The sequence below is a fragment of the Streptomyces sp. NPDC002306 genome (assembly GCF_053593435.1).
Genome location: NZ_JBSFCK010000006.1, coordinates 127,532 through 146,203, shown reverse-complemented (window position 1 = coordinate 146,203; position 18,672 = coordinate 127,532). Strand labels below are relative to the sequence as shown.

The window sequence follows — 18,672 nt, the reverse complement described above, 5'->3', positions numbered from 1 at the left end:
GAGCGCGCCGGCGGTCCGACACCGGCCGCGGCCCGGCTCACGCCCCCGCGTACGCCGTCCTGCCCCACGGGCAGCGCGCGCCCGCATCCCCGCCACCGGCCTTCACGCCTCGGGCGTACGGACGGCCGCCTGAGCCCCAGTTCACGAGGACACCTTTTCCCGATGCTTGCGAACGAGTCCCCCAAGCAGACCCCCGACCCGACCCTGACGACCGCCGAGGGCGTACGGGCCTGGCTGGCGTCGGCCGTCGCCGAGACGGCCGGACTCGATCCGCTGACCGTCGACCCGCACCGGCCGCTCGCCGAGTTCGGCCTGGGATCACGGCAGTTGGTCGCCCTGGGCGTCGAGCTGTCCGAGCGGGTGGGCCGCCCCCTGGAGCCGTCCTTCCTGTTCAGCCACCCCACCATCGCCGCGCTCGCCGACGCAGTCCTCGACGAACGGCTCACCAGTGGAGCCGAGTTCGACCCGTCGCAGGCGCAGTCCGCCCAGCCGCCCGTACGACCCGACGACGACATCGCGATCATCTCCATGGCCTGCCGTTTCCCCGGCGGCGCCGACGACCCCGAGGCGCTGTGGCGACTGCTGGCCGCCGGTGAGGACGCCATCTCCGACGTGCCGGCGGGCCGTTGGGACACGCGGGGGTTGCTCGACCCCGATCCCGAGGCCGTCGGCAAGGCCTACACGCTGCGAGGCGGATACCTAGACGGCATCGACCGCTTCGACGCGCCCTTCTTCGGCGTCTCGCCGCGCGAGGCCGCCGCCATGGACCCCCAGCAGCGGCTGCTCCTGCAGACCTGCTGGGAAGCCGTCGAGCGGGCCGGGATCGTTCCGCAGACCCTGAACGGCAGCTCCACCGGCGTCTACATCGGCCTCTACGACAGCGGCTACCTGGCCGCAGCCTCCCTCGACCGGCTCGACGGACACGTGGGCACCGGGTCGGCGTCCAGCGTCGCCTCCGGGCGCATCGCCTACACCCTCGGACTGCACGGCCCGGCCGTCACCGTCGACACCGCCTGCTCCTCCTCCCTCGTCGCCCTCCATCTCGCCGCCCGGGCCCTGGCGAACGGCGAGTGCGACCTGGCCCTCGCGGGCGGCGCGACCCTGCTGGTCACCCCCCGCGGACACGTCGAGTTCAGCAGGCTGCGCGGCCTGTCGCCGTCCGGCAGGTGCAGCCCCTTCTCGGCCGACGCGGACGGCGTGGTGTGGGCCGAGGGCTGCGGCCTGGTCCTGCTCAAGCGGCACGCGGACGCCCGCCGCGACGGCGACCGGGTCCTCGCCGTCGTCAAGGGCTCGGCGATCAACCAGGACGGCCGCAGCCAGGGCCTGAGCGCCCCCAACGGCCTGGCCCAGGAACGGGTGCTGCGCGCCGCCCTGCACGCGGCCGGCCTGCGCCCCGACGACATCGACCACGTCGAGGCCCACGGCACGGGCACCCGGCTCGGCGACCCCATCGAGGGCAACGCGCTGGCCGCCGTCTTCGGGCCGGGCCGCCCGGCCGGCCGGCCGCTCGGCGTCGGCTCCCTGAAGTCGAACATCGGCCACACCCAGGCCGCAGCCGGTATCGGCGGCGTCATCAAGACCGTACTGGCCCTCGGGCACGAGCGGATCCCGGCGTCCCTGCACGCGCAGACCCCGACCGAGCACGTCGACTGGGAACGCGGCGGCCTGCGCGTGCACGGCGGAACGGAGTCCTGGCCGCGGCGCGCCGACCGGGTGCGGCGGGCCGGGGTGAGCGCGTTCGGCATCAGCGGGACGAACGCGCACGTGGTGCTGGAGGAGGCACCGGGGGAGCTGCCCGACGGCGGGGGTGCCGCCGACGGCCCTGGTGCCGATACCGATGGTGACGGTGGCGATCGTGCTGTCGGTGTCGGTGTCGGTGTCGGTGTCGGTGTCGGTGCTGCTGCTGCCGCTGCCGGAGGTCGCCCCGCCGATGCCCGCACCGCTTCCGACCCTTCGCCGGATGCCGGACCCCGGCGGTACGCGGCCCTCTTCCCGCTCTCCGCCCGTACGCTCCCCGCCCTTCGCGGCCAGGCCGCCCGCCTCCTCGACGCCCTCGACGCGCACCCCGGCCCGCCGCTGCCCTCGGTCGGCGCGACGCTCGCCCACCACCGCACCCACTTCGAGCAGCGCGCGGTCGTGCGCGCCGGAGACCGTGACGAACTGCGCACCGCCCTGCGCGCGCTGGCCGCCGGAACGGCCGACCCCGACCTGATCGTCGGCCCCCGGCGGGCCCTCCCCGCGGGCAGGGTGGCCTTCGTCTTCCCCGGGCAGGGCGCGCAGTGGGCGGGCATGGCCCGGGACCTGCTGGAGCGCGACCCGGTGTTCGCGGACGAACTCGACCGCTGCGACGGCGCCCTGCGCCCGTTCACCGAGTGGTCCGTGGCGGCCGTCCTGCGGGGTGACGCGGGCGCCCCCTCCCTGGAGCGCGTGGACGTCGTACAGCCGGTGCTCTTCGCGATGATGGTGTCCTTGGCCGCGGTGTGGCGGGCGCGTGGCGTACGGCCGGACGCGGTGATCGGGCACAGCCAGGGCGAGGTCGCCGCGGCCTGCGTCGCCGGGGCGCTCAGTCTCAGCGACGCGGCGGCCGTGGTCGCCCTGCGCAGCCAGGCCCTGACCGGGCTGTCCGGCTCCGGCACCATGGCCGTCGTCGCCCTCCCGCACACCGAGGTGGAGGCCCGGCTCGCCGGCCTCGACGACGCGGTCTCGGTCGCCGCCGTCAACAGCGGCCGTTCGACGGTCCTCGCCGGCGCCGTCGAGCCCCTGGAGGCCCTGCTCGCCGACCTCGACCGGGAACAGGTCTTCGTCCGCCGCCTCGACGTCGACTACGCCTCCCACAGCGCCCAGGTCGAAGCGGTCCGGGCGACGATCCTCGACGAACTCGACGGCGTCACCACCTGCCCCACGTCCGTCGCCTGGTACTCCACGGTCACCGGTGAACCCGTCACCGGCGCACTCGAAGCCGGCTACTGGTACACCAACCTCCGCGAACCCGTGCGCTTCGCGGCCACCGTGGAGCGCATGGCGGCCGACGGCTACCGGCACTTCGTCGAACTGAGCCCGCACCCGGCCCTGTTGACCGCCCTGCGTACGGTCGGTGAGGACGCCGGCCACGACCTCGTCGCCGTCGGCTCCCTGCGCCGCGACGAGGACGGACCCTCCTGCCTGGACCTGGCGGCGGCCGAACTCCACGTCCACGGGCGCCCGGTCGACTGGCGCCGGCTGGTCCCCGACACCGGTCCGGCCGACCTGCCCACCTACGCCTGGGACGCACAGCGGCACTGGACCGAGCCCGAGTCCGCCACCGGCGGGCCCGGCCTCTTCGACCGTGCCGCGCACCCGTTGCTCGGCATCCAGCTCCAGTCCGCCGACGAGACCCGCTGGACCTTCCGCGACGAATGGTCGCCCGCCACCACCGACTGGCTGCCCGACCACGCCGTGTTCGGCCGGACCGTGGTGTCCGGCACGACCCTGCTGGAGCTGTGCCGCGCCGCCCTCGGCACGGCCCGCCCGGACCACCCGGCCGACGTCGTCGACCTGCTCCTGCTCAGCCCCCTCACCCTGCCGTCCACCGGCACGGTCGAGGTGTCCGTCGAGGTGAGCACCGCGGGCCCGGTGCCCGAGGTCACCGTGCACAGCCGCCCGCGCGGCGCCGAATCCGTCGGCTGGACCCTGCACGCGACGGCGTCCGCCGCCCCGCCCGGACCGGTGACGACCGCGGCGCCGCCCGCCTGGCCGCAGGCCGCCGAACCCGCCTGGAGCCCGGACGGCTACGACCGCCTCACCGCGCTCGGCCTCGGCTACGGCCCCGCCTTCCGGGGCGTGCGGGAAGCCGTCCCGACCGGCGACGGCGAACTACTGGCCCGGCTGTCGCTGCCCGCCGTCGCCCGGGACGTGGCAGACCCCTACCCCGTCCACCCCGCACTGCTCGACGCGGCTCTGCACGTGGCCGCCGCGCTCGACCCGTCCGACACCCGGGTGCTGCTGCCGGTGTCGGTGGGCCGCTGCGTGCTGCCGTCCGGCGGTGCGGACGACCTCACCGCCCGCGTGCGGCGGACCGCCGCCTCGGCGACCGACGTCACGCTGGACGTGACCCTGTGGGACCCCGACGGACTCCCGGCGGGCCGGCTGGAGGGCGTACGGCTGCGGGCGGTGAACCCGGCGGACCTGAACACCGGCGCGGACAACGGCCGCCACCTGTACGAGGTGGCCTGGACGCGGGTGGCACCGGCGGAGCCGCACGGCGGCACGTGGACCGTGCGCGGCGAGCCGTCGGACCCGCTGGTCGGATCGACCCTGCGCGCCCTTGCCACGGCGGGCGTCCCGGTGCGTGACACGGACGCCGACGTCGTCGTAAGGATCTGGCCGCGCCCCCCGCACGACGCGGAACCGAGTCTCGTGGCGAACGAGTTGGCGGCCACCGCGCTCGCCGAGCTGCGCGCGCTGATCGCCCTGCCGCCCGGCGAGGCGCCGGCTCGCACCGTGTGGGTGACGCGCGGAGCGGTCGCGGCCGGTGACGGCGACGGCGTACCCGGGCTCGCCCAGTCCGTGCTGTGGGGCCTGGCCCGCAGCGCCCGCACCGAGCACCCCGGCCTCGGGCTGACCCTGCTCGACCTCGACGACGCCGTCCCCGAAGACGTCACCTCCGCCCTCGCGCATCCCGCCGAGCCCGAGATCGCGGTCCGGGCGGGCGCGCCGCTCGCCCCGCGACTCGTACGGGCCCGCGCGACCGAGCCGGCCGGTCCCCTCCCCACCGACGGCACCGTGCTGATCACCGGCGGACTGGGCGCGGTCGGCCGCCATCTCGCCCGCCTGCTCGCCGAACACGGCGTGCCACGCCTGCTGCTGACCTCCCGTCGGGGAGCCGCCGACCCGCGCGCGGCCGAGGCCTTGGCCGAACTCGCCGCACTCGGCGCCGAGGCCGCCGTCGCGGCCTGCGACGTCGCCGACCCGGACGCCCTCGCCGCCGTGCTCGCCGCCATCGGCGACGAGCGGCCGCTGCGCGGGGTCGTGCACTGCGCGGGCGTCCTGGACGACGGAGTGATCGCCGACCTGACACCCGAACGCCTCACCCGGGTCCTGCGCCCCAAGGCCGACGGAGCCGCCCACCTTCACCGGCTCACCGCCGACCTGCCGCTCGACCTGTTCCTGCTGGTCTCCTCGGCGGCCGGGGTCGTCGGCACCGCCGGGCAGGCCAACTACGCGGCGGCCAACGTCTTCCTCGACCAACTCGCCCACCACCGCAGGGCCCTGGGCCTGCCCGGCACCGCCGTCTCCTTCGGCGCCTGGGCCGGCGAGGGACTGGCCGCCGAGCACGCCGACCTGGAGCGGATGGCCCGCGCGGGACACCGCGCCCTCACCCCCGAACAGGGCCGCGACCTCACCGGCCTCGCCCTGCGCCGCGGCTCCCCGCACCTCGTGGCCTGGGTGCTGGACCTGCCCCGGCTGCGCGAGAGCGCGGCAGCCGACGAGGCGCTGTGGCAGTCGCTGCTTCCCGCGCCCCGCACCACCGGCCGGCCCGGAGGCCTGGCGGAGCGCCTGGCCCTGCTGCCCGACGCCGAACGCGCCGAACGCGTCGTCGCCCTGGTCCGCGAAGAGGCCTCCCGCGCCCTCGGCCTGCGCTCGGCCGACTCCGTCCGCCCCGACCAGCCGCTGCGCGACCTCGGCATGGACTCGGTGACGGCCGTCGAACTCCGCAACCGCATCGCCACCCGCATCGGCGCCAGGCTCCCCGCCACCCTGCTCTTCGACCACCCGAGCCCGGACCGCCTCGCCGCGTACCTGCTCAGCACCGCGCTCGCACAGGACAGCGGCGCGCTCCGCCCGAGCGTCCCGCGCCGGACCCCGGCCACGGCCGCCGACGAGCCGATCGCCGTGGTGTCCATGGCCTGCCGCCTCCCCGGCGGCGTCGGCGACCCCGACGACCTGTGGCGCCTGGTCGTCGACGGACAGGACGCCATCGGCCCGTTCCCCGCGGGGCGCTGGGACGTCGAGTCGCTCTACGACCCCGACCCCGACGCCCCGGGCAAGACCTACGCCCGCGAAGGCGGCTTCCTCGACGACATCGAGTCGTTCGACGCGGGGTTCTTCGGCATCACCCCGAAGGAAGCCGCCGCCATGGACCCCCAGCAGCGCCTGCTCCTGGAGCTCGCCTGGGAGTCCCTGGAACGCGCCGGGATCGTCCCCGCCGACCTGGCGGGCAGCACCACCGGTGTGTACGTCGGCATGTTCGGCAGCGACTACCTGTCCGGCTCCCGGCTCGACCAGCTCGACGGGTACGTCGGCACCGGGTCGGCGCTGAGCGTGGCCTCGGGCCGGCTCGCCTACGCGCTGGGCCTGCACGGTCCGGCGCTCACCGTGGACACGGCCTGCTCGTCCGCGCTGGTCGCCACCCATCTGGCGGCCCAGGCACTGCGCTCCGGTGAGTGCGACCTAGCCCTCGCGGGCGGGGCGACCTTGATGGTCACGCCGCAGACCTTCGTCGAGTTCAGCCGGCTGCGCGGACTGTCCACGACCGGCCGCTGCCGCTCCTTCTCCGACGACGCCGACGGCGCCGTCTGGGCCGAGGGCGCCGGCCTGCTCGTACTGAAGCGGCTCGGCGACGCCCGCCGGGACGGCGACGAGGTGCTCGCCCTGCTGCGCGGCACGGCCGTCAACCAGGACGGCCGCAGCCAGGGCCTGTCCGCGCCGAACGGCCCCGCACAGGAACAGGTGATCCGCCGCGCCCTGGAGCTGTCCCGGCTCGACCCCGCCGACATCGACCACGTCGAGGCCCACGGCACCGGCACCACCCTGGGCGACCCGATCGAGGCGAACGCCCTCGCGGCGGTCTTCGGCGCCTCGCGGCCCACCGGCCGCCCGCTGTACCTGGGTTCGCTGAAGTCCAACATCGGTCACACCCAGGCCGCTTCCGGCGTCGCCGGACTGATCAAGGTGATCCAGTCCCTGCGGCACCGGACGCTGCCCGCCACCCTGCACGCGGACCGGCCCAGCCGCCACGTCGACTGGGACGACAGCGGACTGGAACTGCTGCGCCGGCCGGTGGACTGGCCCGCCACGGGGGAGCGGCCCCGGCGGGCCGGTGTCAGCGCCTTCGGGATCAGCGGCACCAACGCCCATGTGATCGTCGAGGAGGCGCCGCCCACCGCACGCCCCGCACGGCCCGAGACCGGCGCGCGGAAGCGGCTGTTCGTGCTGTCCGGGCGGACCGAGGCCGCCCTGCGCGGGCAGGCGGCACGGCTCGCCCGGCACGTCGGCGACGACACGGCCCTGCCCGACGTCGCCCACACCCTCGCCCGGCACCGCAGCCACTTCGAGCGGCGCGCCGCGTTCGTCGCGGGCGACCACGACGAACTCCGTGCTCATCTGGACGCGTTGGCGTCCGGGCGCGCGCCCGTCGCCGCGCCCCGCGAGGACCGGACCGGCAAGGTGGCCTTCGTGTTCGCCGGACACGGCGGGCAGTGGCCCGGCATGTCCGTGGAACTGGCGGCCGGGTCGCGGCCGTTCCGGGCGGAGCTCGCCCGGATCGACGAGGCGGTCCACCGCCAGGCGGGCTGGTCCGTCCGCAACGTGCTGCGGGCACCGGAGGAGTTCTCCCCGCTCGAGCGGACCGAGTACCTGCAACCGGTCCTCTTCGCGGTCAACGCCTCGCTCGCCGCCGCCTGGCGTGCTCTCGGCGTCGCCCCCGACGCCGTCGTCGGACACAGCCTCGGTGAGATCGCCGCCGCCTACTGCGCGGGCGCCCTCACCCTGGACGACGCCGTGACCGTCGTGACCGGCCGCGCCCAGACCGTCGTCCCCCTCGTCGGGCGGGGCGGCATGCTCGCCGTGGACCTGCCGGCCGCCGAGGCCGAGGCACTCCTCGCGCCCCACCCGGACCGGCTGTTCGTCGCGGCCGTCAACAGCGCCCGCTCCACCGCGATCTCCGGGGACGCCGACGCGCTGGCCGAACTCCGCCGCCGACTGGACGAACAGGGCGTCACCGTACGCCCGTTGTCGACCCCGTTCGCCTCGCACACCCCCCTGATGGACCCCCTGCGCGACGAACTCCTCGACCGTATCCACGGCGTCCGGGGCTCACGCACCAGCACGCCCCTGTACTCGACGGTGCTGGCCGAGCCCGTACCGGGCGAGCGCCTCGACCCCGCCTACTGGTACGCCAACCTCGCCCGCCCCGTCCGCTTCGCCGACACGATCCGGCGCATGCTGGACGACGGCTACCGCTACTTCGTCGAGCTGAGCCCGCACCCCTCGCTGCTCCCCGCCGTCGAGGCGGTCGCGGCCGAAGCCGGGATCGACGCCGTGGGCGTCGGCTCCCTGCGCCGGCAGCAGGACGGGCCCGCCGTACTCCTGCGCAGGGCGGGGGAGTTGTACGCGGCCGGGCACACACCGGACTGGACCGCGCTGTTCCCTGACGGCGAGGGCGGCCGGTCCGGTCTGCCCACCTACGCCTTCGCCCGCGAACGCCACTGGCTCGCCCCCGCACCGGCCGCCCCCTCCGGCGGCTCGCCGCTGCTCGGCACCCACGTCGAGGCCAGCGACGAACCCGGCCGGCACCTCTTCCAGAGCGACATCGACCTGCGCGACAGCCGATTCGCCTACCTGACCGACCACCAGGTCACCGGAGAGGTCTGGCTGCCCGGCGCCGCCTTCCTCGACCTGGCACTGGAGGCCGCGGCCACGCTCCAGGACGGCGGCGAGGTGACGCTCGCCGACGTCCGCTTCGTCCAGCCCCTGCGGCTGGACGCGGACCGGCCGGTTCGGCTCCAACTGCTGCTGCGGCCCGCCGAGGACGGCTTCCGGGACTTCACCGTCTCCTCCCGGCCGGCCGGTGAGCCGCGCGCCCGCTGGGAACGGCACGTCGAGGGCAGGGTCGCCGTCACCGCCACGTGGACCACGACGGGCACATCGCTCGCCGAGGTGCGCGAGCGATGCGCCGAGCAGGTCGACATCCCGGCCGTCTACGCCCGGCTGGCCGCCCTCGGCATCGACTACGGACCGCTCTTCCGCGGTCTGGAAGCCGGTCACCGCACCGCCACCGAGGCGGTCGGCCGCCTCAGTGCCCGCCCCGCCGCCGGACACCTGGTGCATCCGGCCGTCCTCGACGCCGCCTTCCACGCCGCCGCCCTGCCGGGCGACGCGCCACAGGGCCGGGCCTTCGTGCCCGCCGGGTTCGGACGGCTGCGGCACACCGGACCGCGGACCACACCCGCCTGGGTGACCTGCGCCCTGCGCTCGATGACGGGGGACACCGCCACCCTCGACCTGCGGCTGTGGGACGAGCACGGTCAACTGCTGCTGGAGGCGTCGGAGTTCCGCCTCGCCGCGCTCTCCCCGCTGGACGGCGCGCTCTTCGAGACCCGCTGGCAGCCCCGCCCGGTCGCCCAGGAACCGCCCGCCACGGGCGGCTGGCTGATCCTCGCCGACGACACCGGCACCGCCACCGACCTCGCCCGGCGGCTGGGCACCTCGGTACCGCACGTGATCGCCCGCAGGGGCCGGGCCTACGCCTCTGAGGGACCCGGCCGCTACGTCCTCGACACCACCGACCCCCGGCAACTGGCCCGCCTCCTGGACGAGGCCTTCGCGGACGGGCCGCCCGAGCGGGTGGTCCAGCTGGCCGCCCTCGACGCCCCCGCGATCGAGGACATCCGTACCGCCGAGGAAGCCGCCCGCTCCTGCTGCCTGAGCACCCTGCACCTGGTGCGCGCGCTCGCCGACCGTCCGCGGGCCGCTCGCGCACCCCGCCTCTTCGTCGTCGTACGCGGCACCCAACCCGTCGGTGACAGCGCTCAGGTGACGCACCCTCAACAGGCGCTCGCCTGGGGCTTCGCGCTCACCGTGGCGCAGGAGCACCCCGAGCTGGCGACCACGCTGGTCGACCTGCCCGCCGACGGCGGGGCCGACGCCCTGTGGACACAGCTGTGGCACGCCGACGACGAACGCCTCGTCGCCGTCCGCGACGCGGGCCGGTTCGTGCCCCGGCTGGCCCGCACCCGCCCCGACGACCACGCGGGCCGCGCGACCGCCCCGGACGGCGTCCACCTGATCACCGGCGGCCTCGGCGGCCTCGGCCGGGTCGCCGCCGAACGGCTGGTCCGGCGGGGCGTCCGCCGGCTGGCCCTGCTGAGCCGGGGCACGCCCGACGCGGATACCGCCCGCTGGATCCAGGACATCGAGGCGCGCGGTGTCACCGTGCACCTCGCCCGCGCCGACGTCGCCGACCGCGCCGCTCTGACGGCCGCCCTGGACGCCGTACGACGCGAGAGCGGTCCGCCGGCCGCGATCGTGCACGCGGCCGGTGTCCTCGACGACGCCACCCTCGCCAACCTCACCGACGAACGCGTCCTGCGGGTCCTCGCGCCCAAGGTGCTCGGCACCGCGCTGCTCACCGAACTGGCCCCCGAGGCCGACGACATGGTGCTCTTCTCCTCCGTGGCCGGCCTCCTCGGCTCCGCCGGACAGAGCGCGTACACGGCGGCCAACGCCTTCCTCGACGCCTGGGCCCACCACCTGTCCCGCACCGGCCGACGGGCGCTCAGCCTCGACTGGGGCGCCTGGGCCGGCGTCGGCATGGTGGCAGGATCCGACACCCGTGCCGCCGAGACCGGCCGTTCGGGGCTCGTCGCCTTCTCCCCGGAGGAGGGCGGCGAGCTGTTCGAACGCGTCCTGGGCACCTCCCGGCGCCAGCTCGCCCCCGTCGCCCTCGACCGGGAGCTGCTGGCCCTCGACCCGGACGCGGTCCGCACCCGCCCGATCCTGGCCGACCTGGTCACCGCCCCGACGGGCCCGACCGCCTCGGACGACCTCGTGAGGAAGGTGTTCGCGGCGAGCGCCGACGACCGCGTCGCCTGGCTGGAGACCTATGTACGGGCCCGGGTCGTCGAGGTGTCCGGCGGGCTCGTGGACGCCGCCGCCACCACCGCGCTGAAGGAACTGGGCCTGGACTCCCTCATGCTGGTGCGGCTGCGCAACGCCTTCGCCCGCGAGCTGGGCGTGGAACTGCCCGCCGCGGACCTGTTCGCCGCAGCCGACATCCGCGGCCTCGCCCGCACCCTCGCCGACGTTCTGCCGGAACGCGCCGAGGCCCCGCGGCGGCCGGACGACCGGCCCACCGAGGTGCCCGAGACGCAACTGCGGCCCGCGACCCGCGACGTGGTCCGCCTGCTGCGCAGCGCCCGGCCCGGCATGCCCGACGCGGCACACGCCGTCGGCCTCGCCGTCCGGCTCACCGTGCCCACCACCCGCGAGACGCTCACCGGCGTCCTGACCCGGCTTGTCGCCCGGCACGCGGCCCTGCGCACCGCCGTCGTCACCGCCGCCGACGGCACCCGGCACCTGCGCGTGGACCGCGCACCGGCCGGACCGGTGCTGCGCTGGACCCCTGTCGACGACGGGTCCGACGCCGGCGACCGGCTCCGGGCGCTGCTGGAGCCGCCGTTCGACCTGGCGCGCACCTCGCTGTGGCGGTTCGAACTGCTCGACCACGCGGCGGCGGGCCAGATCCTGGTGTTCGGCGCCCACCACGCGGTGAGCGACCTCCAGTCGCTGCTGCTCGTGGCCGCGGAGATCGACGCCGAGCTCTCCGGGACCGTGCTCGACGCGACGGTCACCAACCGGGACGTCGACCTGCTGATCGAGGCCCAGCAGGGCGGTGAGGGCGCGGGCGCGGACTGGCGCGAGGCGTTCCACGGCAGCGAGCGCCTCGACCTCACCCTCGCCGCGCCTCGCCCCGCGACCCGGACCTACCGGGCCGGCAGTGTCACCGTCGCTCTCCCCGACGGCCTCCTGGAACGTGTCTCGACGGTCGCGAGCCGCCTCGGCGTGACCCCCGCCGCCTTCTGCCTCGGCACCCTGACCGTCCTGCTCGCCAGGATGCGCGAGCGCGAGCGGTTCGTGCTCGCCGTGCCCGTGGACACCCGGATCCACGCCGACGCCTTCGGGGCGGTGGGCTTCTACGGGGTCCCCGTGCCGTTCCCGGCCCAGGCCCGGCCCGACGACACCGTCGAGGAGGTGCTGCGCCGCACGGACGAGCGGCTGCGCCGGATCCTGGCGAAGGGCGCCATGTTCTCCGACGTCCTCGCCACCCTCGCCCGACAGGGCCTGCACCGGCCCGACGCCCCGCTCGTCGAGGTGTACTTCAACTACGTACGGTCCGCGGGCCGCCTCGACCACCTGGAGGTGCTGCCGGCCGGGACGGGCTACTCCGATCTCGACCTGATGATCACCATGACCCCGGACGCGGGCCGGGTCCGTCTCGACCACAACCTCGACATCCTGGACGCACCGAGCACCACCCGGCTGGGGGAGGAGTTCCTCGAACTGCTCGCCGAGGCGGCCAACGATCCGCGGGCGCTGGTCCGTACGGCCCCCGCCGGCGGAGAGCCCGCGTCTCGTGGCTCCCTCGCCCTCGCCGCCACCTTCGCCCTGGGCAACCTGCCGCCGCTGTGCGAGGCGGCCCTCGACGGCGGACTCGGCGTCGCCGAAGCCCCGTACCACCAGGTGCTCGCCGCCCTCCAGGACCCCTCCGGCGTCTTCGCCGACCCCGCCACCGAGGTGGGCGTGGTGCTGCTGCGGGCGACCGACCTGGAGCGCTTCGGCCCGCTCGACGACATCGTGCTCGCCGAACTGCGCACCGCCTACCCGGCCGCGCTGCGCGCCCTGGCCGAGCGCACCCGCAAGCCGCTGGTCGTCGGCTTCCCGCCGAGCGGCCCGTTGGCGCGGCGGTTCACCCGCTGGGAACGCGACGTCGCCGCGGACCTGGCCGAGTCGCCCGGCATCGCGGTACTCGGCCCCGACGAGTGGACCCGGCACCACCCCGTCGAGGAACCCTTCGACGCGCGGACCGAGCGACTGGCCCACCTGCCCTTCACCCCGCCCTTCCAGGCGGCGGTCGCCCTGCGCCTGGCCGAGGTCGTACGGGCGGTGCGGCGCCCCGCGCCGAAGGTGATCGCCGTCGACGGCGACGAGACGCTGTGGGGCGGCGTCGCCGGCGAGAGCGGCGCCGACGCGGTGGACCTGACCGGACCGCGCGCCCTGCTCGCCCGCAGGCTGCTCCAGTGGCGGGCGGCCGGTGCCCTGCTGGTCCTGGTCAGCAACAACGACGAGGCCACGGTCCGCGCCGTACTGGACCGCCCGGACAGTGTGCTCGCGGCCGAGCACTTCAGCGTGCTCTCCGCCGACTGGGGCCCGAAGCCGGGCCGGCTCGCCGAGGCGGCCCGCACGCTCGGTCTGGGCCTGGACAGCTTCCTGTTCCTCGACGACAACCCGGCCGAGATCGCCAAGATGCGGGCCGCGCTGCCGCGGGTGCTGTCGGTGACCTGCCCGCCCGCGGGCGAACTGGACGCCCTCCTCGGCCGGTTGTGGCCGCTGGTCCCGGCCGCGGCGACCGCCGAGGACGCCCTGCGGGCCCGCTTCTACGCGCAGGAGCGGGAGCGGGACGCCGTCCGCGAGGAGAGCGGGTTCGAGGACTTCCTCGCCCGGCTGGAACTCCAGCTCGACATCCGGGAGATGTCCACGGAGGACATCCCCCGCGGTGAGCAACTGGTGCGCCGGACCAATCAGTTCACCCTCCGGGCCCGTTCCGCCGACGGCGGCGACCTCGCCCGCTGGCGGCAGCACGGCGAGGTGTGGACGGCCGCGGCCCGCGACCGCTTCGGCGACTACGGCCAGATCGGCCTCCTCGCCGTGCGGGCCGACGGCGACCGGCTCGACGTACTGGCCTGGCTGATGAGCTGCCGGGCGCTCGGCCGCGGGGTCGAGGAACGCCTGCTCCGGTGGCTGGCCGACCGCGCCGACGAACTGGGCTGCGCGAAGGTCCGGTTGACGGCGGAGCGCACCGAACGCAACGCGCCGGCCCGCCGGCTGATCGCCGCGCTGGGCGGCGGTCACCAGGACGACGAGCGGCTGGAGACCGTGGCCACACCGGAACACCTGCGCGCGTTCCGCTCCTGGCGGCAGCGGTGACGGGGGCGAGGCGGCCATGACGGAAAGGACCGTGCACAACGTGAAGGGCTCTCATGCGTGACGTGAACGAGGAAGCCGGGCGGCGACGTTCGGTCGCCGAGTCGATCGAACGGGGCGGCGGCGGACTCAGCGTGACCGACCTGCTGGCCAAGGTGGCGGCGGGGGACACGAAGCCCCAGCCGTCCACGGCCGGGACACAGCCGGCGCCCGGGGCGCCCGAGGCATCTGAGGTGCCGGAGGTGTCCGCGGCGCCTGTGGTTCCGGCCGGGACTCCGGTCGCGGCCTCGGCTGAGACCGAGGCGGCGACCTCGGTTCCGGCGTTGGCGCCGGCCCCGCCGTCCGACGTGGACGGGCTCGCGGCGGCCATCGCCGACGCGGCGGGCCGCCACCTGCCCGAGGGCCGTCTCGCGCCCGACGCCGACTTCTTCGACGCCGGGGGAAGCTCCGTCCACGCCGTGGAACTCGTCGCGGAGCTGGAACGCGACCTGGGCATGGAGCTCGACCTCGACGACGTGTTCGCCGACGCCCGCCCGATCAGCCTCGCCCGGCGCTGGCTGGCGGCCGGCGGGGCCCCCGCGAATCCCGCTCCGGCCACGGAAGCCGCGGCCACCGTCCCGGTCCTCCCCGGGCCCCCCACAGCCTCCGTGTCCCGGACGGCCACGGCGCCCCCGAACCCCCTCCCCGCCTCCGCGCCCCGCACCCTTCCCGTCCCGGACCCGAGGACCGCCCCCGCGGTCCTCGCTGCCGCCCCCTTGTCCGGCGCCCCCCACGCGCCGCACACCCGGGCGCGCCGTGAGGATCTCGACCAGATCCTGGCCGATCTCGCGCTCGCCGACCGGCTGCCGTTCACCGATGTGCCCGAGCCGTCGCCGCCGCGGCGGATCCTGCTGACCGGCGCCACCGGATTCCTCGGCGGCCACATGCTGCTGGACCTGCTGCGGCACAGCGACGCGCACGTCTACTGCCTGGTCCGCGCCGCCGACGAGGAGGCGGCCGTCGCCCGGCTCGGTGCGCAACTGCGCGGCTACCGGCTGCCCTGGTCGGCGGAGGTCCGCCGCCGGATCACCGTGCTGCCCGGCGACATCCGCCGGCCGCGCCTCGGCCTGTCCGAGGAGCTGTGGCACACCCTCACGCACGAACTGGACAGCGTCGTCGGCGTCGCGGCGGCCGTCGACTTCCTGCGCGGCTACCCGTCGCTGCGCGGCAGCAACGTGCTCGGCGCGCTGACCCTGGCCGAACTCGCCGCGACCGGGAGGCCCAAGCCTCTGCACCACATCTCCTCCATCGCGGTCTTCAACGAGGTCGGCATCACCTCCATGGGCGAGGACGACCCGCTCGCCCATGTCGACCGACTCGTCGCGGGCTACGACCAGTCCAAGTGGGCCGCCGAGGTCGCGTTGCGGCGTGCCCGCGACCATGGCCTGGTGGTGTCGGCGCTGCGTCCCGGCGGCATCGCCGGTCACACCGGCACCGGCGCCTACAACCCGCAGGACCTCAGCAGCGGCCTGATCTCCGCCTTCGGCCGCTTCCGCACGGTGCCCGCCTTCCGTTACCTCAACGCGGCCCCGGTGGACTGGGTCAGCCGGGTCGCGGTCGCCGTCGTCTGTGAGCCCGACGCCTGGGGCTTCGACTACAACCTCACCGGCGTACCCAACACCCTCGACGACGTCGTACGGGACATGGCGTTCGGCGGCATGCACGTGCGCGTGCGGGACTGGGACGAGTGGCGCACCGACGCCCTGGCCCGCCTCGAAACCGATCCCGTGCCCGAACTCGGCTTCCTCAACCGGGTGTTGACCAGCCCGACCGCGCTCAGGCTGTGCGAGGCGACCCTGAAGGGCCCGGCCGCCGCCGACGACCGCACCGCCGCGCTGGTCCGGGCGCTCGGCCTGCCGGCCGCGGCCCGCTACGACGCCCGGGCGCAGCTGAGGACGTTCGAGAGCCTCGCGGGCGACGGCCTGGCCCGTCTCCCGCACCGCGACGACCAGCCCTACCTGTGGTTCACCGAGACCACCGAAGGCGGCGTACGCCCGATCGAAGGCCGACACGACGGCCGGCGCGAAGGCCAGGACGTAGGCGAACACGAAGGCCGGCACGACGGCGACGACCGCCCGGGCGGCGGCCTCGGCCGTGGCACCGGCGGCACCGGATCCGCCTGCTCGATGACGCTCACGCTCTCCATCGCGAGCATGTACCAGCTGGTCAAGGAGCGCCGGGTGGACGTGGCCGGTGAGGTGCGGTGCCCCGCCGTCCACCCCGAACCGCTGACCGTCGAACACGGCGACGTCTGGGTCCGCCCCGAGGAGGGCATCCCGCAGCGGCACGGCCTGCGCCACCAACTCCTGCGCTACCGGCTGACGTTGCGTGACGCGGACGGCGGACTGTGGTGGCTGGAGGGCCACAAGTCCGCCCGGGCCCGCCGCGACCTGTGGCGGCAGACCCGGGCACTGACCGTCGAGATCGGCCGCGACGGCGCGCCGGCCGCACTGGCGGGCGAGGTCGTCGTGCCCGCCGACTCCTACGTCCGCGACCAGATCGACGGCATCCAGGTCGCCCCGCACCTGACCGGCCAGGAGAAGCGGGCCGCCAAGCTGACCTGGCTGGCCTGGTTCGGCCGGGAGATGGGCCTCGGGCTGCTCGGCCCGTTCACCCGGGCCGCCGCGGACCTGCTCGACCTGCGCCGCACCCCCACCCTCACGGAGCACCAGCGATGATCTTCAAGACCCGTTCCACCGTCGCCAGGCCGGCGCTGCGCAGGGTCCGCACCACCACCGCCCCGCGCCCGCTGCGCCACCGTCTCGGCCCGGCGGCCGTCGAGGAGATCCCGCTGCGGGCCGCCGACGGCGTCCGCCTCGGCCTGACCCGCGTCGAGACCGGCGACGCCGGCCGCCCCGCCGTACTGCTCCTGCACGGGCACACCGCGTCCGCCGACATGTTCCTCCAGCCCGAGACCCGGAACCTGGTCGACGTCCTGGTCGACGAGGGGTACGAGCCGTGGCTGCTGGACTGGCGGGGCAGTTGCCGGCTGCCGTACAACGAGACCGGACAGCGGTACACCTACGACGACGTGGCCCTGTACGACATCCCCGGGGCCGTCTCTCACATCCGCGAACGCATCGGTGACCGCCCGCTGTTCGTGGTCGCCCACTGCATCGGTTCCCTCACCCTGTCGCTGAGCATGACGGCGGGTCTGGTGCCGGGTCTCGCGGGCGTGGTGTCCCAGGGGGTCTTCCTGACACCGAAGCTCGCGGGCCGCACCTCCCTGCGGATGACGGTGGCCGGGGAGCTGCTGAAGACCCGGATCGACCACATCCCGGTCGACTTCCGCAAGGTCGGCCTGTGGTCGAGGTACACCCCGCTGTTCGCGCTGGCCTCGCGCGGGGCGAACTGTCCCGACCCGACCTGCCAGATCCTGCACAACTCGGCCTGGGGCACGGGCGCGTCCCTCTTCGTGCACGAGAACCTGTCGGACGCCACCCACGACCGGCTCGCGGAGCTGCTCGGCCCCGCGCCGCTGTGGATCCTGCCCCACCTGCGCCGGATCGAGCTGGCCCGCAGCGTGGTCCGCTGGCACGACACCGACCACCGCTACCGGGCCCTGCCGCCCAACGCGCTGGACGCGGCCGGCCGCATCGACACCCCGGTGCTGCTCCTGGCGGGCGGCGAGAACGGGCTGTGGCTGGACTCGCAGGAGCTGTGCCGGGACGTACTCGCCCGTCGGCAGCCGCAGTTGGACGTGACGTACACCGAGATCCCGGGCTACGGACACCTCGACACGTTCCTGGGCCGGGGAGCCGCCCTCGACGTGTTCGGACACATCCTGGAATTCCTCGGCGAACGGCGGTGACGCTCACGGGGATGGGCGGTTACCGTACCGGTCGGTAACCGGATCGGCCGGACCGCACTCCAGGAGGCACCCCATGCCGCAGTTCGAAGTCGACGGCGCAGCCCTGACGTACGACGACGAGGGCCCCCGCGACGGTGAGGGCGTGCCCCTGGTGTTCATCCACGGGTGGACCGCCGACCGGCACCGCTGGGACCACCAGGTGGCGCATTTCGCCGAGCGGCGCCGGGTGGTCCGCCTCGACCTGCGCGGGCACGGCGACAGCGGCGGGGCGGGGGTGCGGACGATCGCGGAACTCGCGAACGACGTCCTCGCCCTGCTCGACCATCTGAAGATCGAACGGTTCGTGCCGGTCGGTCACTCCATGGGCGGGATGATCTCCCAGACCATCACCCTCGAACACCCCGAACGGGTCGAGCGCATGGTGCTGGTCAACTCCATCAGCCGGATGACCTACAGCCGGGGCCGCGGCCTGCTGATGGCGGCCTCCACCCTCGTGCCCTTCAAGCTGTTCGTGGCCACCAACATCCAGCGCGCGTTCGCCCCCGGGTACCCGCGCGAGGAGATCCGGCAGTACGTGCGCCGCTCCGCGGACACCCCGCGCGAGGTCGTGATGACGCTGTACGGCGCCATGCGGGCCTTCGACGTCCTGGACCGGGTCGGCGAGATCCGCACGCCCACCCTGCTGGTCCACGGCTATTACGACATCCAGCTGCCGGTGCAGCAGATGCTGCGGATGGCGAAGGCGTACCCGGACGCGGAGGTCCGCATCCTCGACGCCGGTCACGAACTTCCGCTGGAGAAGCCGGCCGAACTCACCGCGGCGATCGACCGGTTCGTGACCGGCCCGGCGGCTTGAGGGTCAC

General features: G+C 75.2%; 4 protein-coding genes. All 4 read left to right on the top strand.

What is annotated here, in order from left to right; genetic code table 11:
- Nucleotides 1–162: 162 nt before the first annotated feature.
- The 4 genes from ACWCQK_RS14615 to ACWCQK_RS14600 all read left to right on the top strand — a co-directional run bounded on the left by ACWCQK_RS14615 (nucleotide 163) and on the right by ACWCQK_RS14600 (nucleotide 18,665).
- Complete coding sequence (locus tag ACWCQK_RS14615) at nucleotides 163–13,962, top strand: SDR family NAD(P)-dependent oxidoreductase (protein WP_451155469.1); 13,800 nt, start codon at nucleotides 163–165, stop codon at nucleotides 13,960–13,962.
- A 53-nt stretch (nucleotides 13,963–14,015) separates the two neighbouring features.
- Entirely contained in the window at nucleotides 14,016–16,676 is a 2,661-nt protein-coding gene (locus ACWCQK_RS14610) for a thioester reductase domain-containing protein (RefSeq protein ID WP_451155468.1), read from the top strand.
- Nucleotides 16,673–17,809 (top strand): alpha/beta hydrolase, encoded by a 1,137-nt coding sequence (locus ACWCQK_RS14605; RefSeq protein ID WP_451155467.1) that lies wholly within the window; start codon nucleotides 16,673–16,675, stop codon nucleotides 17,807–17,809. Before ACWCQK_RS14610 ends, ACWCQK_RS14605 begins: the two co-directional genes overlap by 4 nt.
- Before the next feature lie 73 nt (nucleotides 17,810–17,882).
- Nucleotides 17,883–18,665 (top strand): alpha/beta fold hydrolase, encoded by a 783-nt coding sequence (locus ACWCQK_RS14600; protein WP_451155466.1) that lies wholly within the window; start codon nucleotides 17,883–17,885, stop codon nucleotides 18,663–18,665.
- Nucleotides 18,666–18,672: the final 7 nt, after the last annotated feature.

Excerpts from the sequence above, each read along its gene's own strand:
- ACWCQK_RS14615 (WP_451155469.1), top strand. The coding sequence starts at position 163 with ATGCTTGCGAACGAGTCCCCCAAGCAGACCCCCGACCCGACCCTGACG.
- ACWCQK_RS14610 (WP_451155468.1), top strand. The coding sequence starts at position 14,016 with ATGCGTGACGTGAACGAGGAAGCCGGGCGGCGACGTTCGGTCGCCGAG.
- ACWCQK_RS14605 (WP_451155467.1), top strand. The coding sequence starts at position 16,673 with ATGATCTTCAAGACCCGTTCCACCGTCGCCAGGCCGGCGCTGCGCAGG.
- ACWCQK_RS14600 (WP_451155466.1), top strand. The coding sequence starts at position 17,883 with ATGCCGCAGTTCGAAGTCGACGGCGCAGCCCTGACGTACGACGACGAG.